General features: G+C 63.3%; 18 protein-coding genes and 1 pseudogene. 16 read left to right on the top strand and 3 right to left on the bottom strand.

All coding sequences use genetic code 11. The annotated features are described in order from the left end of the window. Window positions 1-14 precede the first annotated feature (14 nt). Entirely contained in the window at window positions 15-1,208 is a 1,194-nt protein-coding gene (locus X730_RS162525; protein WP_023825398.1) for a TMEM43 family protein, read from the top strand. An 87-nt stretch (window positions 1,209-1,295) separates the two neighbouring features. On the opposite strand, the gene X730_RS162530 is transcribed toward X730_RS162525, so the two are convergent. Then, complete coding sequence (locus X730_RS162530; RefSeq protein ID WP_023825397.1) at window positions 1,296-2,327, bottom strand: histone deacetylase family protein; 1,032 nt, start codon at window positions 2,325-2,327, stop codon at window positions 1,296-1,298. Window positions 2,328-2,351: 24 nt separating this feature from the next. Continuing rightward, window positions 2,352-3,005 (bottom strand): TetR/AcrR family transcriptional regulator, encoded by a 654-nt coding sequence (locus X730_RS162535; RefSeq protein WP_023686329.1) that lies wholly within the window; start codon window positions 3,003-3,005, stop codon window positions 2,352-2,354. Window positions 3,006-3,282: 277 nt separating this feature from the next. Here X730_RS162535 and X730_RS162540 point away from each other — a divergent pair, with 277 nt between their 5' ends. The 8 genes from X730_RS162540 to X730_RS162575 all read left to right on the top strand — a co-directional run bounded on the left by X730_RS162540 (window position 3,283) and on the right by X730_RS162575 (window position 13,979). Further along, a complete protein-coding gene (locus X730_RS162540; protein ID WP_023696889.1) occupies window positions 3,283-4,962 on the top strand; it encodes an amidohydrolase in 1,680 nt (559 codons plus the stop codon). A 156-nt stretch (window positions 4,963-5,118) separates the two neighbouring features. Next, on the top strand, window positions 5,119-6,219 hold the full coding sequence (locus tag X730_RS162545) for an ABC transporter ATP-binding protein (RefSeq protein WP_023691713.1): 1,101 nt from the start codon (window positions 5,119-5,121) through the stop codon (window positions 6,217-6,219). A gap of 2 nt (window positions 6,220-6,221) precedes the next feature. Next, entirely contained in the window at window positions 6,222-7,142 is a 921-nt protein-coding gene (locus tag X730_RS162550) for an ABC transporter permease (protein WP_023691712.1), read from the top strand. Between the two features lie 110 nt (window positions 7,143-7,252). Beyond that, window positions 7,253-8,011 carry an ABC transporter permease gene (locus X730_RS162555; protein WP_023696887.1) on the top strand — a complete coding sequence of 253 codons (759 nt, stop codon included), beginning with the start codon at window positions 7,253-7,255 and terminating at the stop codon, window positions 8,009-8,011. Between the two features lie 23 nt (window positions 8,012-8,034). Further along, the gene (locus X730_RS162560; protein ID WP_023671767.1) at window positions 8,035-9,069 is read left to right on the top strand and encodes an extracellular solute-binding protein; all 1,035 of its coding nucleotides are present in this window, start codon (window positions 8,035-8,037) and stop codon (window positions 9,067-9,069) included. Between the two features lie 62 nt (window positions 9,070-9,131). After that, window positions 9,132-10,328, top strand: a complete 1,197-nt coding sequence (locus tag X730_RS162565; protein ID WP_023691711.1) for a serine hydrolase — start codon at window positions 9,132-9,134, stop codon at window positions 10,326-10,328. 33 nt (window positions 10,329-10,361) lie between these two features. Further along, on the top strand, window positions 10,362-11,543 hold the full coding sequence (locus tag X730_RS162570; RefSeq protein ID WP_023686323.1) for a serine hydrolase: 1,182 nt from the start codon (window positions 10,362-10,364) through the stop codon (window positions 11,541-11,543). A gap of 114 nt (window positions 11,544-11,657) precedes the next feature. Beyond that, window positions 11,658-13,979, top strand: coding sequence for a Tex family protein (locus X730_RS162575; protein ID WP_023825396.1), 2,322 nt, complete (start codon window positions 11,658-11,660; stop codon window positions 13,977-13,979). Between the two features lie 258 nt (window positions 13,980-14,237). Here the strand turns inward: X730_RS162575 and X730_RS01000000164105 are convergent. After that, window positions 14,238-15,150 (bottom strand): annotated as a pseudogene (locus tag X730_RS01000000164105) (LysR family transcriptional regulator). A gap of 106 nt (window positions 15,151-15,256) precedes the next feature. Here X730_RS01000000164105 and X730_RS162580 point away from each other — a divergent pair. The 7 genes from X730_RS162580 (at window position 15,257) to X730_RS162610 (ending at window position 26,254) form a co-directional block, all read left to right on the top strand. Next, entirely contained in the window at window positions 15,257-16,453 is a 1,197-nt protein-coding gene (locus X730_RS162580) for an acyl-CoA dehydrogenase (RefSeq protein ID WP_023754989.1), read from the top strand. Between the two features lie 250 nt (window positions 16,454-16,703). Further along, window positions 16,704-20,063 carry a transglutaminase family protein gene (locus tag X730_RS162585; protein WP_023825392.1) on the top strand — a complete coding sequence of 1,120 codons (3,360 nt, stop codon included), beginning with the start codon at window positions 16,704-16,706 and terminating at the stop codon, window positions 20,061-20,063. Between the two features lie 6 nt (window positions 20,064-20,069). Then, window positions 20,070-22,481, top strand: a complete 2,412-nt coding sequence (locus tag X730_RS162590; RefSeq protein WP_023696879.1) for a circularly permuted type 2 ATP-grasp protein — start codon at window positions 20,070-20,072, stop codon at window positions 22,479-22,481. Window position 22,482: 1 nt separating this feature from the next. Further along, window positions 22,483-23,367, top strand: a complete 885-nt coding sequence (locus tag X730_RS162595; protein WP_023754986.1) for a transglutaminase family protein — start codon at window positions 22,483-22,485, stop codon at window positions 23,365-23,367. Window positions 23,368-23,425: 58 nt separating this feature from the next. Next, window positions 23,426-24,526, top strand: a complete 1,101-nt coding sequence (locus X730_RS162600) for a DNA topoisomerase IB (protein WP_023686314.1) — start codon at window positions 23,426-23,428, stop codon at window positions 24,524-24,526. Between the two features lie 82 nt (window positions 24,527-24,608). Next, the gene (locus X730_RS162605; RefSeq protein ID WP_023671781.1) at window positions 24,609-24,983 is read left to right on the top strand and encodes a YciI family protein; all 375 of its coding nucleotides are present in this window, start codon (window positions 24,609-24,611) and stop codon (window positions 24,981-24,983) included. Further along, window positions 24,980-26,254, top strand: a complete 1,275-nt coding sequence (locus X730_RS162610) for an RNA polymerase sigma factor (protein WP_023707663.1) — start codon at window positions 24,980-24,982, stop codon at window positions 26,252-26,254. Before X730_RS162605 ends, X730_RS162610 begins: the two co-directional genes overlap by 4 nt. Window positions 26,255-26,297: the final 43 nt, after the last annotated feature.

The raw sequence follows: 26,297 nt of genomic DNA, 5'->3' as shown, positions 1-26,297 counted from the left end.
GTTTCGGGGAAACGATGAGCGATTCATTTCGGGAAGTCACATCCGTCTCGTGGTTCGGGCGGATCAAGCGCGCGGTCGGCGGGGTCATCTTCGGCCTTATCCTGATCGTGCTGATGGTGATCGGGCTGTTCTGGAACGAAGGCCGCGCCGTGCAGACGGCGCGCTCGCTGGCCGAAGGTTCTGGAGCGGTGGTTTCGGTCGGCGCCGACAGCGTCGATACCGCCAATGACGGCAAGCTGGTTCATGTCAGCGGACTGGTGACGGCGGACAGCGGCCTGGCGGATCCGGATTTCGGCATTGCGGCGCAAGGGCTGCGGCTGTCGCGCAGCGTCGAGATGTATCAGTGGAAGGAAGAGTCCAAGTCGGAGACGACGAAGAAGCTCGGCGGTGGCGAAGAGACGGTGACCACCTACAGCTATTCCAAGGTGTGGGACGACAGCCAGATCGACTCCTCCGATTTCAAGAAGCCGGACGGCCACCAGACTCCGCCGATGGAAATCCACGGCCGGACCTTCCAGATTCCTGAGGGCAAGCTTGTCGCCTTCGATCTCGATACGCCGGTGCTGGACCGCATCGAGGGTGACAAGGACTATTCCCTGTCAGCCGACCAGTCGGCGGCGATAAAGGCTGCCTATACCGGAACGAAACCGCTCAGCATCGTCGATGGCAAGATTTTTCTCGGCAATGACAACACGACGCCCGCTTTGGGCGACTATCGCATCGGCTACGAACTGGCGCCGCTGGGCGTGATCAGCATCATCGCGCGCCAGGCCGGCAGCCGCTTCGAGCCCTACCAGACGCAAGCCGGCGATGCGCTGCTGATGGTCGATACCGGCAACGTCCCGGCCGAAAAGATGTTCGCCGACGCGGTCAGCGCCAACACGCTGATCACCTGGCTGCTGCGCGGCGCCGGCTTGCTGTTGCTGACCATAGGCTTTGCGCTGTTCCTCAGCCCGATCGGGGTGATCCTCGACGTCATACCCTTCCTCGGCAGCATGGCGCGGATGGGCACCGGCATCATCGCCTTCGTTCTGGCGATCCTGGTCGGCACGGTGACGATTGCGATTGCCTGGTTCTGGTACCGGCCGTTGCTGGCGCTCGCCATCCTGGCGGCAGGCGTGATTGCGGCGGTGATTGTCTACCGCATCGGCCGGTCGCGAAGGCCAGCCGTTCCGGTGGTTGCACCCAACCCGGCTGCGGCCGCCTAGATGGTCGGGGCGGCCGGAGCCGCCCCATATCTCCTTGGCGCAATTCCGGCCGGAAAACCGCCTCACACTTATCCTGGAATTGCTTTCCTACTTGTCCTCGAAGCCGGTCAGCACGCCGACGGCGTTGATGCCGATCTCCTCGACGGCATAGCCACCTTCCATCACGAACAGCGTCGGCAGGCCGAGCTTTGCGATGCGCCGGCCGATCTTCGGATAGTCCGGGCTTTTCAGCTTGAACTGGCTGATCGGATCCTTCTCGAAGGTGTCGACGCCGAGCGAGACGATGACGATATCGGGGGCGTAGGCGGCGAGCTTGACGCAGGCATCCTCCAGCGAGGCGTTCCAGGCGTCCCAATTGGTGCCGAAGGGCATGGGATAATTGACGTTGAAACCTTCGCCGGCGCCAGCGCCGCGTTCGCCGGCATGGCCGAGGAAGAACGGATACTCCACCATGGGATCGCCATGCAGGTTGAGAACCTGCACGTCGGCCCGTTCATAGAAGATCTCCTGCGTGCCATTGCCGTGGTGATAGTCGACGTCAAGGATCGAGACGCGTTTTGCGCCCTGATCGAGGAACCATTGCGCGGCGACCGCAGCATTGTTGATGTAGCAGTAGCCGCCCATGAACCCGGCACCGGCGTGATGGCCGGGCGGGCGGCAAAGCGCGAAGGCCGACCGCTCACCACCCTTGACCAAGGCCGCCGCCGTCAGCGCCACGTCATAGGACGATTTGATCGCGGTCCATGTGCCTTCGACGAAGGTGGCGCCGGCGTCGAAGGAATAGTAGCCGAGCAAGGCGTCGACGCGCTTGGGTGGCACGTCGCCGCGCAGGCCGCGCGTCGGCCAGGTGAAGGGCATCGCCGTGCCATCGAGGCCGGCGGCCTTCCACGCCGGCCAGACGGTTGGCAGGAAGTCGATATAGTCGGCCTTGTGGATGCGCTTGGCGGCTGTGAGATCGTGCTCGACCGGTCCGATGATCGGCCCCAGATTCTCGCTCTCGACCCGCGCCTTGATGAACTCGGCCCGCGATGGCTTTTCGAAACCCGGCACGATTGCCGACGTGACCAGTTCCATCTGGCCGGCATGGCCGGCATGAAGCGGCGAATAGACAGTCTTCATGAATTTCCTCTCGAAATAGCGAAATCAGTCAAGGTTGAGATAGGGGGTGACCAGAGCGAGCCACATTCTTTCCACATCGTCCTCGATGAGGTCGTATGTCTTGCGATCCCGCTTCAACCCCACAAGCCGGCAGGCGTGCCCGACATCCATCATCAGCACGCCGAGTCGGCTGGCGATCTTGTCTTCAAGGGCCGGGTTCACATGCTGCAGCCACGCGGCGTAAAGCGCGATGATCTGCTCGTCATATTCGTCCTGGATCGGCCTGAGGTCGGCATTGCCGGATATCGCCTCGATCACCGGCATCAGGGTGGCGTTTTCGAGATATATTCTGGAGGTATCGATGAAGAGCTTGCGCACCTCCTGCCGAAACTCGTCGCGGTTGGTGGGTGGGGTGACCTCGATGCGCCTGGCGATCACCTCGGGAAACGACGACAGCCAGCGCCGGGCGAGGTCGAGGAGAATGGCTTCCTTGTTGGGAAAGTACTGGTAGACCGAACCGACCGACAGGCCCGCGCGCCGGGCAATGGCGAGCGTCGTCGGCGTCTTGGTTCCCTGCTCCCGCGTCAGGATCAAAGCCGCGTCGAGTATCCGGTCGACCACCTTGCTCGACCGTTCCTGCCGCGGCTGCTTGCGCGGTTCGAGCGCCATCCTGGTTTCGCGGCTGAGACTGCGCTTCACGGATTGATGCCTTCGTTCCCTGCCGGTTTCAACACAAGTCCCGGTCTCAACATTGGCGTGGTGTGTTGTCCACAATACATTCGAAATTCGGCACGTTGACAAACGCGAATAATTAGTCGCATTCTTTTATCCACGCTGTTTTGAGAGATCACAAGGGGAATTTCGAAACAGCGCACTGGCATCAGTTTTCGTCCGATAACGCCGCTCCTGCGGAGTGGCAGCTTGTCGGACAAGAGGGTTGTCGGTCTCAGCCAGTCGTCAAAAGCGCGGAGTCGCGATGTCTGTCACGGGTGCGGGTCAAAATGCTGATCTGATCGTCATCAATGGTCGCGTGCGGACCATGGACGATGACAATCCCGCCGCCGAGGCGATTGCCGTCAAGGACGGCGCCATCATCGCCATCGGCAACCACGCCGCCATCGAAAAACTCAAGGGAACGACCACAGACGTGATCGACGCCAAGGGCGGTTCGGTCCTGCCCGGTTTCATCGAAGCCCACATGCATCTGTTCTCGGGAGGGGCTGAGCTCGCGCATCTTCAACTCGGCGGTATCCATGGCTTCGAGGCGCTTCAAAGCGCCATCCGCGACTACGCCACGACGTGGCCCGAGGCGAAGATGCTTGTGGGACAGGGCGTCGACTACACCGTGCTCGGCGACGAGCGGGTGACACGCCATCATCTCGACGCCATCCTGCCCGACCGCCCCTTCTGCATGGCGGCACCCGACCACCATACGATGTGGGCCAACACCAAGGCGTTGGAGATGGCCGGCATCCTGAAGGGACGCACGCTCGGTCCGGGCAACGAGATCGTGATGGGTGACGACGGCCTGGCCGCGGGCGAATTGCGCGAGGGCGAGGCCTTCGGTCCGGTGCTCGACCTTGCCGGCGAAAGCCGGGTGCGGTTGGGGCTGTCGACCGGCGGCGAGCCGGACCCAATGCCGTCGGCCGCCGAGCGGGCCGCTGACCGTGACATCATGCGGCGCGGACTTGCCTGGTGCGCGCGCCACGGCATCACCTCGATCCAGAACATGGACGGCAATCTCTACCAACTCGAATTGCTTTCCGAGATCGAGGCCGAGGAAGGCCTGCCCTGCCGCGTCAAGATCCCGTTCCACTACAAGAATTTCATGACGCTCGACATGCTCGAGAAGGCGTCCGTCATGGCCGAGCGCTACGACAGCGAGTGGCTGTCATCGGGCATGGTCAAGGTGTTCTATGACGGCGTGCTCGATTCCTGGACCGCGGTTATGGTCGAACCCTATGCGGATCGTCCCGACTGGGTCGGCGAGCCGCTGTTCACGCCGCAGCAATTTATCGATCTCGCCGTGGCTATCGACAAACGCGGGCTGCAGATCGCCGTGCACTCGATCGGTGACGGCGCGGTGCGCGCAGTGCTCGACGGTTACGAGGCGGCGCAGAAGGTCAATGGCAAGCGCGACAGCCGGCACAGGGTTGAGCACATCGAGGTCACCACAGCAGCCGACGTGCCGCGTTTTGCCGAACTCGGCGTCATCGCCTCGATGCAGCCGTCGCATCCGCCCGGCGCCATGGATTTTCCGCTGGAGCCGACGGTGTCACGCATCGGGCCGGCCCGCTGGCCGCTGAGCTATGCCTGGCGCACCCTGAAAAGCGCCGGCGCCCATGTCGTGTTCGCCTCGGACTGGCCGGTGGCAGCGATCGACCCGATCCTGAGCATTCAGGCGGCAGTGCAGCGCAAACCATGGGCAGAAGGCGATCCTGACCAGAGTTTCTCGCTGCAGGAAGCGATTGCCGCCTACACGGTCGAGGGCGCCTATGCCGAATTCGCCGAGCATCGCAAAGGCGTTCTGAAACCCGGCTACATGGCGGATCTGGTGGTTTTGTCGGCCGATATCGAGAAGACGGCGCCGGCCGATCTGCACAAGCTGCGACCGGTGACGACGGTCTGCGGTGGCAAGGTAACCTACCAGGCCTGACAATGGCATGCGGCTTGCACAGCTTGCCGCTTGCAAGACGAAATGACCGACTGAACTGTGGTTCAATGCCGGACTTGCCAACCAACCGGCCGTGTGGTCACATCGAACAGGGGAAAAACTCCGCCAGCAAGAGCGGGGTCAACAGTGAGGCGTATCGTGCCGGAAAAACCGGATCGGAATGCAATTGAAGTCGTAAACGTCAGTAAAATTTTCGGATCGGGTGAGGGGCAGGTTGCTGCCCTCGATACGGTCTCGGTATCCATCCGCGAGAATGAGTTCTTCACCCTGCTGGGACCATCCGGCTGCGGCAAGACCACGTTGCTGCGGCTGATTGCCGGCTTCGACTTTCCAACCGCCGGCGAAATCCTCCTCTACGGTCAGGACATCGCGCCGTTGCCGCCCTTCAAGCGGCCGGTCAACACCGTCTTCCAATCCTACGCGCTGTTCCCGCATATGACGGTCGCCGACAATATCGGCTTTGGCCTGGAAATGCTGGGCAAGCCGAAGGCCGAGATCAAGGCGCGCGTCGCCGAGATGCTGAAACTGGTGAAGATGGAGGCGCTGGCGGGTCGCCGAACCAGCCAGATCTCCGGCGGCCAGCAGCAGCGCGTGGCGCTCGCCCGGGCGCTGGCGCCGCAGCCCAAGGTGCTCCTGCTCGACGAACCGCTCTCGGCGCTCGACTACAAGCTGCGCAAGGAAATGCAGATCGAATTGAAGCGGCTGCAGCACGAGACCGGAATTACCTTCATCTTCGTCACCCACGACCAGGAGGAAGCGCTGACCATGTCGGACCGCATCGCGGTGATGTCGTCGGGCAAAATCCTGCAGGTCGGCTCGCCGCGCGACATCTACGACCGGCCGGCCGAGCGTTTCGTCGCCGACTTCATCGGCGAGTCGAACTTCCTCAAGGCGGATGTGGTTAGCGCGACTGGTGGCCGGGCGACGGTGAAGCTGCCGTCTGGTGTGGAAATCCCAGCCTCGCTGCCGGAAGGCTTCAGCCCCAGCGGCAAGGTCACCATCGTCGTGCGTCCAGAGCATGCGCAGTTGGGCACGGCCAGCCCGAGCGCTTCGCTGTCCGGCACCGTCGAAAACATCGTCTATCTCGGCACCGACACGCACTTCCATCTGCGCCTTGCCGGTGGCGAGCCGTTCATCGTGCGGCGTCAGAACAGCCGCGGCGCCGGTGACGGCTTCGTGCAGGGCGGCCAGATCGGCATCATGATCGGCAACGACGCCGCGCAAGTGCTGAAGGACTGATCATGGCGACCGCGGAACAAGTCGCCAAGGCAGCGGAGCGACGCGATGTGCGCGACCGGTGGCTGCTGTCAGCGCCAGCCTTGCTGGTGATCTTCCTCGCCGCGACCGGCCCCTTGCTGATCGTGCTGATCTACTCGTTCCTGACGCCTGGCCCCTATGGCGATGTGAAGTGGCAGTTTTCGCCCGATGCCTGGCTGTCGGTGTTCATGGAACGCGACATTTTCGACGATACGCTTTCGCTTGCGGCAGCGCATGTCACCATCTTCTGGCGCTCGATCAAGCTGGCGGTGATAACGACGATCGCCACTTTGGCATTGGGGTTTCCAACCGCCTATTTCATGGCGACGCGCAGCGAGAAAACCAGGGATCTCTGGCTGTTCCTGATCACCATTCCGTTCTGGACCAACCTTCTGATCCGCACCTTCGCCGTGCTGCAGATCATCCGCAACGAAGGCATCATCAACACCATCCTTATCAAGCTTGGTATCGTCTCGGCGCCGGTGCAGATCCTCTTCACCGACACGGCGATTCTGATCGGCATGGCCTATGTCTATCTGCCGCTGATGGTGCTGCCGATCTATGCCAGCATGGAGAAGCTTGATTTTCGCCTCGTCGAGGCGGGCTACGACCTCTACGCGACCCGATTCAAGGTATTGCGGAAGATCATTTTCCCGCTGGTCAAACCCGGCGTCATTGCCGGCTCCATCCTGGTCTTCATTCCAGCCCTTGGCGCCTATGTGACGCCGAGCGTGCTTGGCGGCGGCAAGAATATGATGCTGTCCAACCTGATCGAATTGCAGTTCGGCCAAGGCCGCAACTGGCCGCTCGGCTCGGCGCTGTCGATCACGGTGATGATCATCGTCATGGTGGCGCTGCTTGCCTATGTGCGCAATGCCGGCAAGTCGGGGGCGCGGCATGGCTAAGAACTTTTCCATCAAGCACCAGACCGGCTTCACGGTGATCGCTGCGACCTGTTTTATCGTGCTCTATCTGCCGATCATCGTGCTGGTCGCCTANCCAGACCGGCTTCACGGTGATCGCTGCGACCTGTTTTATCGTGCTCTATCTGCCGATCATCGTGCTGGTCGCCTATGCCTTCAACGCGGCGAACTCGACGTCCGAATGGGGCGGCTTTTCGATGCGCTGGTTCCAGTCGGCTTGGCAGAACGTGCAAGTTATCGACGCGACGCTACGCTCGTTCCAGATCGGCGCCGTCGCTGCGGTGCTGTCGACAATCTTTGCCACCATGGCCGCGCTCGCCACCACGCGCACCGCGTCCTATCCGGGCCTCACCTTCAAATATGCGGCGATCAACCAGCCGCTGATGGTGCCCGAGATCGTCACGGGCGTGGCGCTGCTGATCTTCTTCTCGCGCATCAAGATCTTCACCGGCTATTCCGGCATTGGCTATCTGATCGCCGCGCACACGGCGTTCTGCATCCCGTTCGCCTATCTGCCGATCCGGGCGCGGCTGGAAAACATGGACCTGACGCTGGAGCGCGCGGCCGCCGATCTGTACGCGACGCCTTGGAAGACCTTCCGCCGCATCACGCTGCCGCTTTTGTGGCCCGGCATACTGGCCGGACTGATGCTGGCCTTCGTCATCTCGCTCGATGACGTCGTCATCACCGAGTTTGTCAAATCGGGCGGCCAGGATACGCTGCCCACCTACATGCTCGGCCAGATCCGCCGCGGCATCACGCCTGAGATCAACGCGATATCGACCGCCTTCCTGCTGCTTTCGGTCGCGATCGTCACGTTGTTTTTCTTCGTCAGCAGGAAAAGAGACTGAACCGACAAATGGGAGCTAAAACCATGAACTGGAAAACAACGACAGCCGCCATCGGGTTGGCGCTGCTCGCAACGACGAGCCTGGCCCGCGCCGATGGCGAGCTGAACATTTACAATTGGGGCAACTATACCAGCCCCGATGTGATCAAAAAGTTCGAAGCCAAATACAACGTCAAGGTGACGATCACCGATTACGATTCCAACGATACGGCGCTCGCCAAGGTACGCCAGGGCGGCACCGGCTTCGACATCGCCGTTCCGTCGCAAACCTACGTGCCGATCTGGATCAAGGAGGGCCTCGTGCAGGAGACCGATCCGGGCAAGATGGAGAACTTCAAGAACGTGGCGCCGGAATGGGCCAATCCAGACTTCGACCCCGGCCGCAAATATTCCGTGCCGTGGGCGCTGGGCACCGTCGGCGTCGTCGTCAACACCGATGCCTACAAGGGACCAGCCGACAGCTGGGGCATCATCTTCAACACGCCGGACGAGCTGAAGGGCAAGACCAATGTCGTTCCCGAGATGAATGACGTTATCTTCGCGGCGATCAAATATGTCGGCGGCCAGCAGTGCACCGACGACAAGACGGTGCTGAAGAAGGTGCGCGACACGCTTGTCGCGGCCAAGCCGAACTGGATCGCCATGGAATACAACACCATCGAAAAGATGGGCGCCGGCGACTTCAAGGCGACCAGCGACTGGAACGGTTCGGCGCTGCGTCAGCGGCTGGCCAATCCGGCCATCCATTACAATTATCCGAAGGAAGGCTACGGCCTGTGGAGCGATAACGTCGTCGTTCTCAAGGAAGCCAAAAATGTCGAGAACGCCAAGCTGTTCCAGAACTTCATCATGGATCCGGAAAACGCGGCCGGCCTCTCGGCCTTCCACCGTTACGCAAACGCCATTACCGGCTCGGACAAATACATGCCGGCCGATATGAAGGATGCCCCGGAAGTCGTCATTCCGGAGGCTGCGAAGGCACAAGGCGAATTCCAGAAGATGTGCGCGCCTGAGATCCAGGACATCTACACCAAGATCTGGACCGAACTGCAGAAATAACCGCAGTCTGACAGACCCGGCGGCATGCGCCGCCGGGTCTTTTCTTTTCCGGAATGGCTTTCATGGACTCCTATCGCAACAGCGATCCGCGGCCGTCGATCATGCAGGGCTCGCCGCCTCAAATGGTGCTGCCGAAGCTCGACTGGGACCGGCCGCCATGGAATCGCTGGGCCTTCCAACACATCCGCGAATTCCTGCCGACCATCGAGGTCTGGCGCGGTAATGGCCATCGCCATCGTCTTGAGCGCGCAGAGACCGATCTCGACGCGCTGCCGGTGGAAGACAGCAAGGGCCGTCCGACGACGCTCGTTGGCCTGCTCGACGAGACCTACACGGACGGCTTCCTGGTGCTCAAAGACGGCAAGGTCGCCTATGAGCGCTATTTCAACGGCATGGCCGAGCGCACGCTGCATCTGTCGCAGTCGATGGCGAAGTCGGTAACAGGCACCGTGTTCGGTATTCTGGTTGGGCGCGGCTTGATCGACCCGGCCAAACCGGTGAGCGCCTATCTGCCGGAGCTCGGCGCGACCGGCTGGGACGGCGCCAGCGTGCAGCATGTGCTGGATATGACCACCGGCGTGCGGTTTTCCGAGGAATACACCGACCGTTACTCCGACATCGGCCAGGTTGATGTCGCCACGGGCTGGAAGCCGGTGCCGCCGGACAGCGATCCGGATTTCCAATGGCCGCCGCATCTGTTCGAGTTGATCCTGCAGCTGAAGGACAAGGTGCGGCCGCATGGCGCCGCGTTCGAGTACCGCTCGATCGAGACCGACGTGCTTGCCTTCATCATGGAGCGGGTCACCGGTAAACGTCTGGCGCAGCTGGTGTCCGAGGAGCTGTGGCAGAAGCTCGGCGCCGACGAAAGCGCTTGCTTCACGGTCGACAGCGCCGGCTATGCGCTGGCCGATGGCGGCTTCAACGCGACGCTGCGCGATTACGCCCGCTTCGGCCAGCTGATCCTCGACAAGGGCCGCGGCATCGTGCCGGCCGACTGGATCGAGGCGACGCGCAACGGCAAGCATGGGCCGGACTTCAATCCGAGCCTGCCGGAGGGCAGCTATCGCAACCAGTTCTGGATCGAGAATCCGCGCACGCGCGCTTTGATGTGCCGAGGCGTGTTCGGGCAGATGATCCATATCGACTGGGACACCGGCATGGTCGTGGTCAAGCTTTCAAGCTATCCGGATTTCAGCAATGTCGCCTATTCGGTGGCAACGCTGAAGGCGGTGCACGCCATCGCCAAGGCGCTTGGTTGACCCACAACAAACCATCCCTCTGAGGAAACGTTCATGACCGGCAAGACTGCGTTCGAGACCCGCTACGGCTTTGCCCGCAATGAGGTGCTGCTCTCCAACTGGCGCGAAAGCCCGTTCAACCGCTGGTCGTTCCAGAACCTTGGCGAGCTGGTGCCGACCGCTCCCGTGGCGGCGACGCCGGGAAGCGTCGAAGCGCCGGTGCGGGACCTGAGCGGCCTGCTCGGCGAAAAGGTTTCGATCGCCAGCGCCCCGGAAACGGTGGCCGAATTCCTCACACGTTCGAGCAGCGACGCGCTGACGGTGATGAAGGCTGGCAAGGTCATCGGCGACTGGTTCGCGCCCAATATGGATTTCGGCGCCCGTCACATCATCTTTTCGATCAGCAAATCGGTCACCGCGATCATCGCCGGAATACTGGAAGGCGAGGGCGTGTTCGACCCGGAAGCGCCGGTGACCCAGTACATTCCGGAAGCCGCCGGTTCGGCCTATGCCGATGCAAGCTGCCGGCATGTGCTCGATATGAGCGTCAGCCTCGACTTCGAGGAGGCCTATCTCGATCCCGAAAGCGCCTTTGCCCGTTACCGTCGCGCTACGCTGTGGAATCCGGGCGGCGGCACTGAAAGCTTGCGCGAATTCATTCTGACCTTGCAGCGGCTCGAAGAACCGCACGGCAAAACCTTCCGCTACCGTTCGCCCAATTCCGATCTGCTCGGCCTGTTGCTCGAACGAGCTTCCGGCCAGCGCTTCCCGGACCTCATGCGCGAGAAACTGTGGCTACCGCTGGGTGCTGTCAGCGAGGCTTCGATCGGCGTCGACATGGAAGGTACGGCGCGCACCGCCGGCGGCATTTCGGTGACGCCGCGCGACCTGGCGCGTATCGGCGAGATGATGCGGCAGGGCGGCACGGCCAATGGCCGCGGCATCGTGCCAGAAGGCTGGGTGCGCGATACGACCGTTGCCGGCGGCAGCGCGGAGGCCTGGCAGCGCGGCACAATGGTGCATCTGTTCCCAAAGGGCCGTTACCGTAACAAATGGTACCAGACGGGGGCGGCAAACGGCGCCTTCTGCGGCATCGGCATCCACGGCCAATGGCTCTACGTCAACCCGAAGACGGAAGTGGTGATTGCAAAAATGGGGTCGCAGCCGGTGCCTGAAGATTATCCGCTCGAACGCGAGATCGTTGCCTTTTTCGAGGCGCTGAGCGGGATGGTCTGAGGACGAGCCAAAGCAAGGCGCTTTCCTGTGGACCTCTTTGACGCTTGAGAACACTGCGGTTGGCGGGACGGACATCAGCGCCTATGGTCGCCGCTCTTTGCGACAGGGACCAGCATGGCAGCAGACAGCAAACGCATCGCATCCATCATCGCGGCAGAGATCGGGGCGCGGTCGGAGCAGGCATCGGCAGCTATAGGGCTGCTCGATGAGGGCGCGACGGTGCCGTTCGTGGCGCGCTACCGCAAGGAGGTCACCGGCGGGCTCGACGACACGCAATTGCGCGACCTTGCCGAGCGGCTGGCCTATCTGCGCGAGCTCGATGCGCGGCGCGATACGATCCTTGGTTCGATTCGCGAGCAGGGCAAGCTGACCGACGAACTTGAGGCCAAAATTGTGGCTGCCGCCACCAAGGCTGAACTGGAAGACATCTACCTGCCCTACAAGCCCAAGCGCCGCACCAAGGCCGAGATCGCCCGGGAGCGCAGGCTGGGGCCATTGGCGGAGGCTATTTTGGCCAACCGGTCGTTGGTGCCCGCCGAGGCGGCGCTGGCTTATGTGACCGAGGATGTGGCCGACGCCAAGGCCGCACTGGAAGGCGCACGCGACATCCTGTCGGAACAGTTTGCGGAAAATGCCGATCTGGTCGGCAAATTGCGAACCTACCTGAAGGAGCGCGCTTTCATGCGTGCCCGTGTCGTCGACGGCAAGCAGGAGGCCGGGGCGAAATTCTCCGACTATTTCGACCATGTCGAGCGTTGGGCAAATGTTCCGAGCCACCGTGCGCTGGCCATGCTGCGCGGCCGCAACGAAGAGGTGTTGTCGCTCGACATCGAGGTCGATGCCGACCATGCCTCGCCGGTGAAGCCGGTCGAGCGGATGATCGCCAATGCCTACGCCATCGGCGGCAGCCTGCCTGGCGACCGCTGGCTGATGGAAGTCGCCGGCTGGACCTGGCGGATCAAGCTTTCGCTGCACCTGACGCTCGATTTGATGCGTGACCTGCGCGAGCGGGCGGAGGAAGAGGCGATCCATGTCTTTGCACGCAACCTCAAGGATTTGCTGCTGGCAGCGCCCGCAGGATCGCGTCCGACCATGGGGCTCGATCCCGGCATCCGCACCGGCGTCAAGGTCGCGGTGGTAGATGGCACCGGCAAGGTGCTGGCGACGACGACGGTCTATCCATTTCCGCCGCGGAACGATGTGCGCGGCACACAGGCGGAGCTCGCCAAGCTCATCCGCCTGCACAAGGTCGAGCTGATCTCGATTGGCAACGGCACCGGCAGCCGCGAGACTGAAAAGCTGGTCGCCGACATGCTGTCCGACATGCCTTCAGATGGTGGGCCAAAGCCGCTCAAGGTGATCGTCAGCGAAGCCGGCGCCTCGGTCTATTCGGCCTCCGCGACAGCGGCGGCTGAGTTTCCCGGGCTCGACGTGTCGCTGCGCGGTGCGGTGTCGATCGCCAGGCGCCTGCAGGACCCGCTCGCCGAACTGGTCAAGATCGAGCCGAAATCGATCGGCGTTGGCCAGTACCAGCATGATGTCGACCAGTACCGGCTTGGCCGCTCGCTGGAGGCGGTGGTGGAGGACGCGGTCAATGCCGTCGGTGTCGATCTCAACACCGCCTCGGCGCCGCTCTTGGCCCGCGTGTCAGGCCTGGGCGCTTCGCTTGCCGACGCCATTGTCGCGCATCGCGATGCGACCGGGCCGTTCGCCAGCCGCAAGGAGCTGCTCAAGGTAGCGCGGCTCGGACCGCGCGCGTTCGAACAGTCCGCAGGCTTCCTGCGCATTGCCAATGGCAGCGAGCCGCTCGACGCCTCGTCGGTCCATCCGGAAGCCTATGGCGTGGCCAAGAAGATCGTCGCCGCCTGCGGTCGCGATGTGCGCTCGCTGATGGGAGACAGTGCCGCGCTCAAGGCGCTCGATCCGCGCGTCTTCGTTGACGAACGGTTCGGCCTGCCGACGGTGCGCGACATCATTGCCGAGCTGGAAAAGCCCGGCCGCGACCCGCGCCCCGGCTTCAAGACCGCAACCTTTGCCGATGGCATCGACGACATCAAGGATCTGAAGCCCGGCATGCTTCTGGAAGGCACCGTCACCAATGTCGCTGCCTTCGGCGCCTTCGTCGATATCGGTGTGCACCAGGACGGGCTGGTGCATGTCTCGCAACTGGCCGATCGTTTCATCAAGGACGCGCATGAGGTGGTGAAGGCCGGCGACGTGGTGAAGGTGCGGGTCGTCGATGTCGACATCAAGCGCAAGCGCATCGCGCTGTCCATGCGCAAGGACGGCGGCGAGGGCGGGACGCCGAAGGGGCCGCGCGACAATGGCGGCGGCAAGCCGGCGCAACCTTCGCCGATGCCGCAGCGTCAGCCGGAACGACCGGCACAGCAAGGCGCGTTTGGCGCAGCACTGGCCGATGCCTTGAAGCGGAAGTAGCCTCGAATGGTTCCTTGCAATCGCTAGAGCGTATCTACCATCCTTGTGTGGAGATACGCGCGATATGGCAAGTTTCGAGTAAGTGAGTGTCCAAGAGTTGGGGCGTCTTTGGGACGAGGGCATGGCGAGTGGCAGTTCGGTCGATGGAGACCAGGCTTTCGCCCGGATCAAAAGCAAGCTCGATGCGAAAGTTGCCGAACGCAAGTCGCAAAAACGCTGCGCTTCCAGCCGGAAACCGTGCCGATGAAGCGGAAGTAGCTACCAGGCCAGAACGGCCGGTTCCTTCTCAACCTGGCCCAGCAGCCAGTCGCGAAAGCTGACGACGGGCGGGTGGCCGCGCTTGTCGTTCGGGACGACGAGGTAGTAGGCGCTGCGGCTTTGCATCGGCTGTCCCGGCGCCGGCACGAGCTGACCGCGCTGCAATTCGCCGGCGATAAGAACTTGAGGCAGGAGCGCGACGCCAAGCCCCGCCATGCAGGCTTGGGCAACGGTGCCGAATTGCTCGAACTGCATGCCGGGTCCGATCGGTGCGCTCAAGCCCTGTTCCTCGAACCATTCGGCCCCAGGCCCCGGGACGCGTCGCCATGTGCAGCAGCGGCAGGCGGCTGATGTCGGCCGCCGTGGTGATATCGCGGCTGGCAAGGAAGTCGGGCGAAACCACCGGCATCACGGTTTCGCGCATCAACAATGTGGAATCGGCGTCCGGCCAGTCGGGCTGGCCATGATGGATGGCGGCGTCGAGCCGCTCGCGGGCGAAGTCGAAGCGGCCGATGCGGGTGACAAAGTTGATGGTGATGTCAGGGTTTTCTGCGACGAAATCCGGGATCAGAGGCATCAGCCAGCGCGTGCCGAAGGTCGGCAGTATGGCGAGGTTCAGCATGCCGCTATGCCGATTGCTCATCAATCCGAGCGCGGCGTCGCGCAATTGCCCGAGTGCCGCCCGCACGGCTTCGGCATAGATTTCGCCCGCCGTGGACAGCCGAACATTGCGGCTGTCGCGCTCGAACAGCCGGCGGCCGAACTGTTCCTCCAGAAGGGCTATCTGACGGCTGACGGCCCCTTGGGTCAAATCGAGTTCCTGGGCGGCAGCGGTGAAGGAGCCAAGGCGGGCCACGGCCTCGAAGGCGGCAAGGGCGCTGGTGCTGGGCAAAAGCCGGCGTTGGACGTTCATGATCCATTACTAAACCTCATTGATCGGTGATGCAATTTTGTTTGATTTTTCCGAAGCGAAGGCGGATAAGCCCGAGCACTTCAAGATTTTGGGAGAGAGCGAAGCCATGGCCGCCGACAAGAACGCGTTCGTTTGGGAAGACCCCTTCCTGATCGAGAACCAGCTTTCCGAGGATGAGCGCATGGTGCGCGATGGCGCGGCCGCCTTTGCCGCCGACAAGCTCGCGCCGCGCATCGAGGAGGCCTATCTCGAGGAAAAGACCGATGCCGGCATCTTTCGCGAGATGGGCGAGGCCGGCCTGCTCGGCATCACCATCCCTGAGGAATATGGCGGGCTCGGCGCCAATTACGTCACCTACGGGTTGGTGGCGCGCGAGGTCGAGCGGGTCGATTCCGGCTACCGCTCGATGATGTCGGTGCAATCGTCGCTGGTGATGTACCCCATCCATGCCTATGGCACGGAAGAGCAGCGCAAGAGATACCTGCCGAAGCTGGCTTCGGGCGAATGGATCGGCTGTTTCGGCCTGACCGAGCCGGATGCGGGTTCCGATCCCGGCGGTATGAAGACGCGGGCCGAGAAGACCGCGAACGGCTACAGGATTTCCGGCTCGAAAATGTGGATATCCAACGCGCCGATCGCCGACGTGTTCGTGGTCTGGGCGAAGCTGAAGGGCGACAACGGCAAGGACGAAATCCGCGGTTTCGTGCTGGAGAAGGGCATGAAGGGGCTGTCGGCGCCGAAGATCGGCGGCAAGCTCAGCCTTAGGGCCTCGATCACCGGCGAGGTGGTGATGGAAGGCGTCGAAGTCGGCGAAGACGCGCTGCTGCCCAACGCCAGGGGCCTCGGCGGCCCATTCGGCTGCCTCAACCGGGCCCGCTACGGCATTTCCTGGGGCGCGATGGGCGCCGCCGAGGATTGCTGGCACCGGGCCCGGCAGTATGGACTCGACCGCAAGCAGTTCGGCAAGCCGCTCGCCGGCACGCAGTTGTTCCAGAAAAAGCTCGCCGACATGCAGATCGAGATTGCGCTCGGCTTGCAGGGCTCGCTGCGCGTCGGGCGGCTGATGGATGAAGGCAAGATGGCACCGGAGATGATCTCAATCGTCAAGCGCAACAATTGCGGCAAGGCGCTCGACATCGCCCGCCAGGCCCGCGACATGCATGGCGGCAACGGCATCCAGATCGGCTACCACGTTATGCGCCACGCGCAGAACCTGGAGACGGTCAACACCTATGAAGGTACGCATGACGTGCATGCGCTGATCCTTGGCAGGGCTCAGACGGGGATACAGGCGTTTTTCTAAAGCTGTGCCGATGTTCAGGTGAGGCCGGCCTGCAAATGGCCGATGCCTGCGCTTCCGGTGCTCGCGTACGAAAAGTACGCTCTGCTCCGGTTCTCGGTATCAGCCATTTTCGACTCGGCCTGACCTGAATCTCGACACAGCGTAGCCGGCTTCGGGTGCTTAATTTAGGTGCAGCGCAACATCTCTGCTTGGAGAATGGCCAATAGATGTGTCAGGGTTCGGCTGAAGAAACGCCGATCTCCGGGGCCCCATGGCAATACTGGCAGCCGTCTACCACCTGACCCATTACAAATATGACCGGCCGGTGGTTCTCGGGCCCCAGGTCATCAGGCTGCAGCCGGCACCGCATTCCCGCACCAAGGTGCTCAGCCATTCACTGAAGGTCGGGCCGGCGAACCACTTCGTCAATCTGCAGCAGGACCCCTACGGCAATTTCCTCGCCCGCTTCGTCTTCCCGGAACCGGTGACGGAATTGAAGATCGAGGTCGACCTCGTCGCCGACATGACGGTCTACAATCCGTTCGATTTCTTCGTCGAACCATCGGCCGAGACCTTCCCGTTCGAGTACCCCGAACACATCAGGGACGATCTCGCCATCTACCGCACGCCGGAGCCGGCGGGGCCGCTGCTGTCTGCTTTCCTCGCAAACATCGACCGTAGCGCCACCAACACCGTCAACTTCGTCGTCGACCTCAATGCGCGGCTGCAGCGCGAAATCGCCTATATCGTGCGGATGGAAACCGGCGTGTTCTCGCCGGAGGAAACGCTGGCCGCGAAAAAGGGATCGTGCCGGGATTCGAGCTGGCTGCTGGTGCAAATCCTCAGGAATCTCGGCATCGCCGCTCGTTTCGTCTCCGGCTATCTGATCCAGCTGAAGCCCGATCTGGTCGCGCTCGATGGCCCAGCCGGGACCGCCGTAGACTTCACCGACCTGCACGCCTGGTGCGAGGTCTATCTGCCGGGCGCCGGCTGGATCGGCTTCGATCCGACGTCCGGCCTGCTCACCGGCGAAAGCCATGTGCCGCTGGCGGCCACGCCGCATTTCCGCAACGCCGCACCCATTTCCGGCATGGCGAGCTTCGCCAATGTCGAATTCGGCTTCGACATGCGTGTCGACCGCATCGCCGAACATCCGCGCATCACCAAGCCATTCTCGGACGAAAGCTGGCAGGCGCTGGATGGGCTGGGCAACAAGGTCGACGCCGCACTTCAAGCGGGCGACGTGAGGCTGACCATGGGCGGCGAGCCGACCTTTGTCTCCATCGACGATTTCGAGTCCGCCGAGTGGAACACCGCCGCCGTCGGCCCGACCAAGCGCGAAAAGGCCGATGCGCTGATCCGTAAATTGCGCGAACGCTTCGCGCCGGGCGGCTTCCTCCATTACGGCCAGGGCAAATGGTATCCGGGCGAGAGCCTGCCGCGTTGGACCTTCTCGCTGTATTGGCGCACCGACGGCCAGCCGGTGTGGAGCGATCCGTCGCTGATCGCACACGAAAAGAGCGATGCGAAGGTCGGGCCGCAGCAAGCCGAAAGCTTGCTGACGGCAATCGCCGGCGAACTCGGCATCGACAAGGCGATGGTCAGCGAGGCCTATGAGGACCCGGCCGAATGGCTGCTGAAGGAAGGCAAGCTGCCCGACAATGTCGATCCGTCCAACTCCAAGCTGGAAGACCCGGAAGAGCGCAGCCGCATGGCGAAAGTGTTCGAGCGCGGGCTGACCAAGCCGTCCGGCTACGTGCTGCCGGTGCAGCGCTGGAACAGCCAGACTTCGGACCCGCGCTGGCGCTCGGAGAAGTGGAAGACACGGCGCGGGCGGCTGTTCCTGGTGCCGGGCGATTCCCCTGTCGGTTACCGCCTGCCGCTGGGCACGCTGCCCTATGTGCCGCCGGCGCAGTTCCCCTATATCGTGCCGGTCGATCCGTCGCTGCCGCGTGGATCGCTGCCGGCGCGGGAAGCCATACTGCCAGAACCGGCTCCGGCCGAGCTGGAAGGCGCCGACGAGATGGCACGACGCCAGCAGGCGATTTCTTTCACGGCGACGACCGGCCAGCAGGATAGGGTCGAACAGGAGATCACCGAGATCGGCGGCGCGGTGCGTACAGCACTTTCGGTCGAGCCACGCGACGGGCGGCTTTGCGTGTTCATGCCGCCGGTCGAGGCGCTGGAAGACTATCTCGAACTCGTCGCAGCCGCCGAAAACGCGGCCAAGGCGATCGGCCTTCCCGTGCATATCGAAGGCTATGGACCGCCGCACGATCCGCGCCTCAACGTCATCAGGGTGGCACCCGATCCCGGCGTCATCGAGGTCAACATCCATCCGGCTGCCAACTGGCAGGACTGCGTGGCGACGACGACGGCGATCTACGAGGAAGCACGGCAGACGCGGCTTGGCGCCGACAAGTTCATGATCGACGGCCGCCACACCGGTACCGGCGGGGGCAACCATGTCGTCGTCGGCGGCGCGACGCCCAATGACAGCCCGTTCCTGCGCCGGCCCGATCTGTTGAAGAGCCTGGTGCTGCAATGGCAGCGGCGCCCGTCGCTGTCCTATCTATTCTCCGGCCTGTTCATCGGCCCGACCAGCCAGGCGCCGCGCTTCGACGAGGCGCGGCACGATTCGCTTTACGAACTCGAGATCGCGATGGCGCAGGTGCCGCATCCGGGCCAGGGCAACCCACCGCTGCCTTGGCTGGTCGACCGACTGTTCCGAAATCTGTTGACTGACGTCACCGGTAATACGCACCGCTCGGAAATCTGCATCGACAAGCTGTTTTCGCCCGATGGCCCGACCGGCCGGCTTGGGCTTGTTGAGTTCCGCGGTTTCGAGATGCCGCCCAATGCGCGCATGTCGCTGGCGCAGCAATTGCTGGTACGCGCCATCATCGCCCGTGCGTGGAACAACCCGCTTGATGGCCGCTTCGTGCGCTGGGGCACCTCGCTCCATGACCGTTTCATGCTGCCGCATTATGTCTGGGCGGATTTCCTCGACATGCTCGACGACCTCAAGCTCAACGGTTTCGAATTCCGGCCGGAATGGTTCGATGCCCAGCTGGAGTTCCGCTTTCCGTTCTGCGGCGAAGTCCAGCATGCCGGCATCAAGCTGGAACTGCGGCAGGCGCTGGAGCCGTGGCATGTCATGGGCGAGCAAGGCGCAATCGGCGGCACTGTGCGTTTCGTCGACTCCTCGGTCGAGCGGCTGCAGGTCAGGACCGAAGGCCTCAACCCGGAACGTCATGCCATTGTCTGCAATGGCCGAATCGTGCCGATGAAGGTCACCGACAATCGCGAGGTCGCGGTGGCCGGTGTGCGCTTCAAGGCCTGGCAGCCTTCGTCGGGTCTGCATCCGGCGCTGCCGGTCAACACGCCTTTGGTCTTCGACATTTACGACCGTTGGTCGGGGCGGGCGGTGGGCGGCTGCGTCTACCATGTCGCGCATCCAGGTGGGCGCAGCTACGACACTTTCCCGGTCAACGGCAATGAGGCCGAGGCGAGGCGTCTCGCCCGCTTCGAGCCGCGCGGCCATACGCCGTCGGCCTATGTGCTGCGCAATGAAGAAGCCTCTGAAGACTTCCCCATGACCCTTGACCTCAGGCGGCCAGCAAGACTCTGATCAGCGATGGCAAAGGGGAATCAGAAAAAGGTCCGCGGCAAGCCGCTGAGGCACAGTCTGCTGGAGCACTACCAGCCGATTGACGGCGTCGTCGACGAGATGGTCGATGCTTCGGGCCATCCGCGTCCGGCCTGGGCGCCCTTCATCGAGGCGCTGGAGGAGCTGGGTCCCGAAAAGCTGGGCCAGCGCTTTGCCCGCGCCGACCAGTATCTGCGCGACGCCGGCGTTTATTATCGCGTCTACGACAAGGCCGGCGCCAACGAGCGCGAATGGCCACTGGCGCATATCCCGCTGCTGATCGAAGACAAGGAATGGGCCGGGATCAGCGCCGGTCTCGTCCAGCGCGCCGAGCTTTTCGAGGAGATAGTCGCTGATATTTACGGGCCGAACCGGCTGATCGAGAAGGGAATCCTGCCGGCAGGCCTGATTGCGGCGAGCCCCGAATATTTGCGCCCCGTCGTCGGCACCATGCCGGCCAGCGGTCATTTCCTGCATTTTTGCGCCTTCGAGCTCGGCCGTGGACCGGATGGAAGCTGGTGGGTGCTGGGCGACCGCACGCAGGCGCCGTCGGGCGCCGGCTTTGCGCTGGAAAACCGCGTCGCCACGACGCGGGCTTTGTCCGACATCTATGGCGAGATGCATGTGCACCGTCTCGCCGGTTTCTTCCGTCGCTTTCGCGATGCTCTGATCGGCATGGCGAAGGAGAATGACGGCCGCGTCGCCATTCTGACGCCGGGGCCGCTCAACGAGACGTATTACGAGCACGCCTATATCGCCCGCTATCTCGGCATCATGCTGCTCGAGGGCGAGGATCTGACCGTCGCCGGCGGCAAGCTGATGGTGCGCACGGTTTCGGGGCTGATGCCGATCAGCGTGCTGTGGCGGCGGCTCGATGCCGCCTTCGCCGATCCGCTGGAACTGCGGCCAGACTCGCATATCGGCACCCCGGGGCTGGTCGAGGCGATCCGCCGCGGCACGGTTTCGACGGTCAATGCGCTGGGTTCGGGCTTGATGGAAACCCGGGCGCTGCTCGCTTTCCTGCCGAAGATTTCGCGCGCATTGCGCGGCGAAGAACTTCTGTTGCCGAGCGTCGCCACCTGGTGGTGCGGGCAAGCAACCGAACGGGCCCATGTGCTTGCCAATATCGATCGCATGGTGATCGGTCCGGCGCTGTCGACGCGGCTGGCCTTCGAGGATGACGGCCAGACCAGGCTCGGTTCGGCACTGACGCCGGAGGAACGCATCGCGCTGATCGCGCGCATCGAGAGCGATGGCAGCGGTTTCGTCGGCCAGGAAGCGGTGACGCTGTCGACGACGCCGGTCTATGTCGGAGGCTGGCTGGAGCCACGGCCGGCAAGCCTGCGCGTTTATCTCGCGCGCACGCCCGATGGCTGGACGGTAATGCCGGGCGGTTTCGCCCGTGTCGGCCTTTCGCTCGACCCGACGGCCATCGCCATGCAGCGCGGCGGCCAGGCGGCCGACGTCTGGGTGGTCAGCGACCGGTCGGTCGAGCGCGAGACGCTGCTGCCGCAGGAGCATGACAGCTTCGTCCGCACCATGCCGGGCAGCCTGCCCAGCCGCGCGGCGGAAAACCTGACCTGGCTCGGCCGCTATATCGAGCGCTCGGAGGATACGGTTCGCATCCTGCGCGCCTATCATGTGCGGCTGGCCGAGACGTCCGATCCTGACATGCTGCTGCTCGCCGATATAAGGGACTATCTCGAACCCTTCGGCATCGATCTCGAAGCGGCCATTCCGCCCGGATTGATCGGCACGCTGGACAGCGCCGTCTACAGCGCCGGACAGATCCGCGACCGCTTTTCGCCCGATGGCTGGCTGGCGCTGAAGGACCTGTCGAAGACCATTCATCAGTTCGCCACCACGGTGGCGCCGGGTGACGACGCGACACGGGCGATGACGGTCATGCTGCGCAAGTTGGCCGGCTTTTCCGGCCTGTTGCACGAGAATATGTACCGTTTCACCGGCTGGCGTTTCCTCGAGATCGGCCGGCGGATCGAGCGCGGCATCCAGATCGCCCGTACGCTAGCCCGACTGACAAGGTCCGGTGCGCCGGACGGCTCGCTCGACATGATGCTGGAGATCGGTGACAGCGTCATGACCCACCGCCGGCAATATCCGGTGCGGGCCGGACGGCGCACGGTGATCGACCTCTTGGCGCTCGACCCACTCAACCCGCGCTCGATCCTGTTCCAGCTCGAACGGCTGAAGGCGGAGATCGGCCTGTTGCCATCGGTTGGGCCGGAGGGGCATATGTCGGTCGCGGCCAAGGAAATCCTGCAGCTCAACACGGCAATTGCCGTCATGGAGCCATCGGAGATGTCGGCGGAGGTGCTGGACGATCTCGCAACTGAGATCGGCAACCTCTATAGCAGCCTGGCTAAAGCGTATTTCGGTTAACATGCTGTACGATATCAGGCTTCATCTCAGCTACGATTATGACGCCGCGGCCGGTGGCAGCCGGCATCAGGTGCGTGTATTGCCGCCGACCATTGCCGGCGTGCAGCGCGTGATCGCGGCCTCGCTTTCGTTTGTGCCGGCCCCATCGGAGCGCACGGATTTTGCCGATTTCTTCGGCAACAATGTCACCGCGATCGCCTTTCGCGACGTCCATGACGGGCTCGACATCAGAATGAGCGCGCGCGTGTCGGTGTCACGGCCGGAGCCTGGGCTCGACGTGTCGCCCGATCTGCAGCGCCTGCGGGAAGAACTCGGCGCCGTACGGTCACTGGCGCCGGATGCACCGCATCACTTTCTCGCCGCCAGCGATCATGCCGGCATCGATGCGGCGATCACCGCCTATGCCCGCGACAGCGCCGGCGGCTCGACGGTCGGCATGGCCATCGATCTGTGCAACCGCATCCACCGCGACTTCACCTATGACGGGGAAGCGACCACGGTGCGTACCGGGGCCAGCGATGCCTTCCGTTTGAAGCGGGGCGTGTGCCAGGACTTCTCCCACATCATGATCGCCGGCCTGCGCGGGCTAGGTATTCCTGCGGGTTATGTCAGCGGCTTCCTGCGCACCATTCCCCCGAAAGGGAAGCCGCGGCTCGAAGGCGCCGATGCCATGCATGCCTGGGTCAAGGTGTGGTGTGGGCGCGATGCCGGCTGGCAGGAATTCGACCCGACCAATGGCATGCGGGCCAGCAACGACCACATCACCGTTGGCTATGGCCGCGACTATTCCGACGTGGCTCCGATCGTCGGCGTGCTGAAAACCACCGGCGGCCAGGTCGGCGACCAGGCCGTCGACGTCATCCCGGTCGCGCTCGAAAAAGCTTGAGCGCGGAACCAGCAGTCGGCCTGGCGCTTATCTACGAGAAAAATCTCGTGGAGCGGGCATGCTGGACAAATCTGGGACGCCATCCGGCCGGTCGGCTGCCGGACAGGGGGACGATGGAGCGCCGAAGAACGGCGCGCAGACCGCTGCCGAACAGGCCTCGCTCACCTATATCAGCGACAGCGAGCCGGGGATCCGGCGCCTGAAGGCGGGCGAAGGCTTTTCCTACAAGGGCGCGAAAGGACAGGCCGTCGGCGCGGCAGCCATTGCCCGCATCAAGGCGCTGGCCATTCCGCCGGCATGGACGGATGTGTGGATCTCGCCCGATCCCGCCGGCCACATCCAGGCGACCGGCCGCGACCAGCGCGGGCGCAAACAGTACCGCTACCATCCGCTGTGGGCCGCCGAGCGCGACGGCGCCAAATACTCCAGCCTTGTCGCCTTTGCCGAAAGCCTGCCGGAACTGCGCCGCCGGATCGATGCCGATCTGCGCCGCCGTGGCCTGCCGGCCGAGCGCGTCGTGGCGGCAATTGTCTGGCTGCTCGACAACACGATGATCCGAGTCGGCAATGCCGCCTATGCCCGCGACAACAAGAGCTTTGGGCTGACGACGCTACGCGACCGCCACGTCGACATCAAGGGATCCAGCCTGCGCTTTGCCTTCAAGGGCAAGTCCGGCAAGGAATGGAAGTTGAAGCTGGTCGACCGCCGCATCGCCCGGGTCGTGCGCGGCGCGCAGGATATTCCGGGGCAGCAACTGTTCCAATATCTCGACGAGGACGGCGAGAGGCATGGAGTGCGCTCCGACGATGTCAACCGCTATATCCGCGACGCGATCGGCGCCAATTTCAGCTCCAAGCATTTCCGCACCTGGGGCGGCACCATCCATGCCGCGTCGCTGTTTGCGCGGACGGAGCTTCCCGAAAGCCAGGCGCAGACCAAGCGTGTGATGAACGCGGTCATCGACAAGGTGGCCGAGCGGCTCGGCAACACACGCGCCGTCTGCCGCAAATGCTACATCCATCCACAGGTTTTCGAAGCCTGGGTGGAAGGGCGGCTGCTTAGCGAAATGACCGAGGCCAACAAGCGCAAGCGAGCGATCGACGGTCTCGATGATGAAGAGGCTCTTGTGCTGAGATGGTTGAAGGCAAGCGAAGGCTGACAAAAATGGCGTAACTTTTTTGTCGACGCCATGTCGGCACAGGCCCTACTGTTTCGTCCTTTGAGACAGAAAAGGACGTCCCATGCTCTACGCTATCCTCTGCTATGCCTCCGAAGATGTCGTCTCCTCCTGGAGCAAGGCACAGGATGACGAGGTCATGGCAAAGCTCATGCATGTGCAGGAAAAATATGCTCAAGCCGGCCGGCTTGGGCCGGTGGCGCGGCTTTTGCCCACCACCGCCGCGACGACGCTGCGCAAGGTCAAGGGCGAATCGGTCGTCATCGACGGCCCGTTTGCCGAGACCAAGGAACAGTTCCTCGGCTTCTACACGCTGGAATGCGCCGATCTCGACGAAGCCGTCGACTTCGCGCGCGAGCTTTCCGAGGTCAATCCCAGCGGCGGATCCTATGAGATCCGACCGGTTTCCGTCTTCAACCCAACCAGAGTAGCCACATGACAGACCTCGCCTGGATAAGCTCGGCGATCAGCGCTGCCCGCCCGCAGGCTATGGGTGCGCTGCTGCGCTATTTCCGCAATCTCGATACGGCGGAGGAAGCTTTCCAGGACGCGTGCCTGAGGGCACTCAAGAACTGGCCGCAGAACGGGCCGCCGCGCGATCCTGCGGCCTGGCTGATCTTTGTCGGCCGCAACACCGGCATCGACGCGGTGCGCAAGCGCGCCAAGCAGGCGCCGATGCCGGAAGAGGACCAGATCTCGGACCTGGAAGATGCCGAGAGCGATATCGCCGAACGGCTGGACGGCGCGCACTACCGCGATGACATATTGCGGCTCTTGTTCATCTGCTGCCATCCGGATCTGCCGCCTACGCAGCAGATCGCGGTGGCGCTGCGCATCGTCTCCGGTCTCACCGTCAAGCAGATCGCGCGTGCGTTCCTGGTCGGCGAAAGCGCCATGGAACAGCGCATCACGCGCGCCAAGGCGCGCATCGCCGATGCCGGCGTGCCGTTCGAGACGCCCGGCGCGGTCGAGCGCTCGGAGCGGCTCGCCGCCGTTGCCGCCATGGTCTATCTGATCTTCAACGAAGGTTATTCCACCAACAGCGGCGAGGCGCCGGCGCGTGCGCCGCTTTGCGAGGAGGCGATCCGGCTGGCGCGCCTGTTGCTGCGGCTGTTCCAGACCGAACCGGAGATCATGGGCCTGACGGCATTGCTTTTGCTGCAGCATGCGCGCGCGCCGGCCCGCTTCGACGAGAATGGCGAGATCGTGCTGCTCGACGACCAGGACCGCTCGCTGTGGAGCCGCAAGATGATCGACGAAGGCCTGGCGCTGGTCGACAAGGCCCTGCGCCACCAGAAGCCCGGACCCTACCAGGTGCAGGCGGCGATCGCCGCCCTTCATGCGCGGGCGGCAACCCCCGAGGAGACCGACTGGACCGAGATCGACCTGCTCTACAGCCTGCTGGAGGCGATGCAACCTTCGCCGGTGGTGACGCTGAACCGCGCGGTTGCGGTCGCCAAGGTGCGCGGGCCGGAAGCTGCCCTTGCCATGATCGAGCCGCTTGGCGAGAGGCTGTCCGGCTATTTCCACTTCTTCGGCCTCAAGGGCGGTCTGTTGATGCAGCTCGGCCGTGGCGAAGAGGCGCGTGTCGCCTTCGATCGCGCCATTGCGTTGGCCAACACGGCAGCGGAAGCCGCCCATATCCGCATGCATATCGACCGGCTGATGCGAGACGGAGCCGTGAAGGCGCCGGCGAAGACAGCGCACTAAGCCTGTTCCTCCTCTGGCTCAATCGTGCAATCTCGGCTTGGAC

This window comes from Mesorhizobium sp. L103C131B0 (assembly GCF_000502275.1).
In the GTDB taxonomy this organism is placed as follows: domain Bacteria; phylum Pseudomonadota; class Alphaproteobacteria; order Rhizobiales; family Rhizobiaceae; genus Mesorhizobium.
Note: the sequence above shows the minus strand (reverse complement) of the source record. Positions and strands in the feature narration are given on the sequence as shown.

What these genes read in the sequence shown, in the direction of transcription:
- X730_RS162525 (WP_023825398.1), top strand. Translation starts at nt 15, where the DNA reads ATGAGCGATTCATTTCGGGAAGTCACATCCGTCTCGTGGTTCGGGCGG.
- X730_RS162530 (WP_023825397.1), bottom strand. Translation starts at nt 2,327, where the DNA reads ATGAAGACTGTCTATTCGCCGCTTCATGCCGGCCATGCCGGCCAGATG.
- X730_RS162540 (WP_023696889.1), top strand. Translation starts at nt 3,283, where the DNA reads ATGTCTGTCACGGGTGCGGGTCAAAATGCTGATCTGATCGTCATCAAT.
- X730_RS162550 (WP_023691712.1), top strand. Translation starts at nt 6,222, where the DNA reads ATGGCGACCGCGGAACAAGTCGCCAAGGCAGCGGAGCGACGCGATGTG.
- X730_RS162560 (WP_023671767.1), top strand. Translation starts at nt 8,035, where the DNA reads ATGAACTGGAAAACAACGACAGCCGCCATCGGGTTGGCGCTGCTCGCA.
- X730_RS162565 (WP_023691711.1), top strand. Translation starts at nt 9,132, where the DNA reads ATGGACTCCTATCGCAACAGCGATCCGCGGCCGTCGATCATGCAGGGC.
- X730_RS162570 (WP_023686323.1), top strand. Translation starts at nt 10,362, where the DNA reads ATGACCGGCAAGACTGCGTTCGAGACCCGCTACGGCTTTGCCCGCAAT.
- X730_RS162575 (WP_023825396.1), top strand. Translation starts at nt 11,658, where the DNA reads ATGGCAGCAGACAGCAAACGCATCGCATCCATCATCGCGGCAGAGATC.
- X730_RS162580 (WP_023754989.1), top strand. Translation starts at nt 15,257, where the DNA reads ATGGCCGCCGACAAGAACGCGTTCGTTTGGGAAGACCCCTTCCTGATC.
- X730_RS162585 (WP_023825392.1), top strand. Translation starts at nt 16,704, where the DNA reads ATGGCAATACTGGCAGCCGTCTACCACCTGACCCATTACAAATATGAC.
- X730_RS162590 (WP_023696879.1), top strand. Translation starts at nt 20,070, where the DNA reads ATGGCAAAGGGGAATCAGAAAAAGGTCCGCGGCAAGCCGCTGAGGCAC.
- X730_RS162595 (WP_023754986.1), top strand. Translation starts at nt 22,483, where the DNA reads ATGCTGTACGATATCAGGCTTCATCTCAGCTACGATTATGACGCCGCG.
- X730_RS162600 (WP_023686314.1), top strand. Translation starts at nt 23,426, where the DNA reads ATGCTGGACAAATCTGGGACGCCATCCGGCCGGTCGGCTGCCGGACAG.
- X730_RS162605 (WP_023671781.1), top strand. Translation starts at nt 24,609, where the DNA reads ATGCTCTACGCTATCCTCTGCTATGCCTCCGAAGATGTCGTCTCCTCC.
- X730_RS162610 (WP_023707663.1), top strand. Translation starts at nt 24,980, where the DNA reads ATGACAGACCTCGCCTGGATAAGCTCGGCGATCAGCGCTGCCCGCCCG.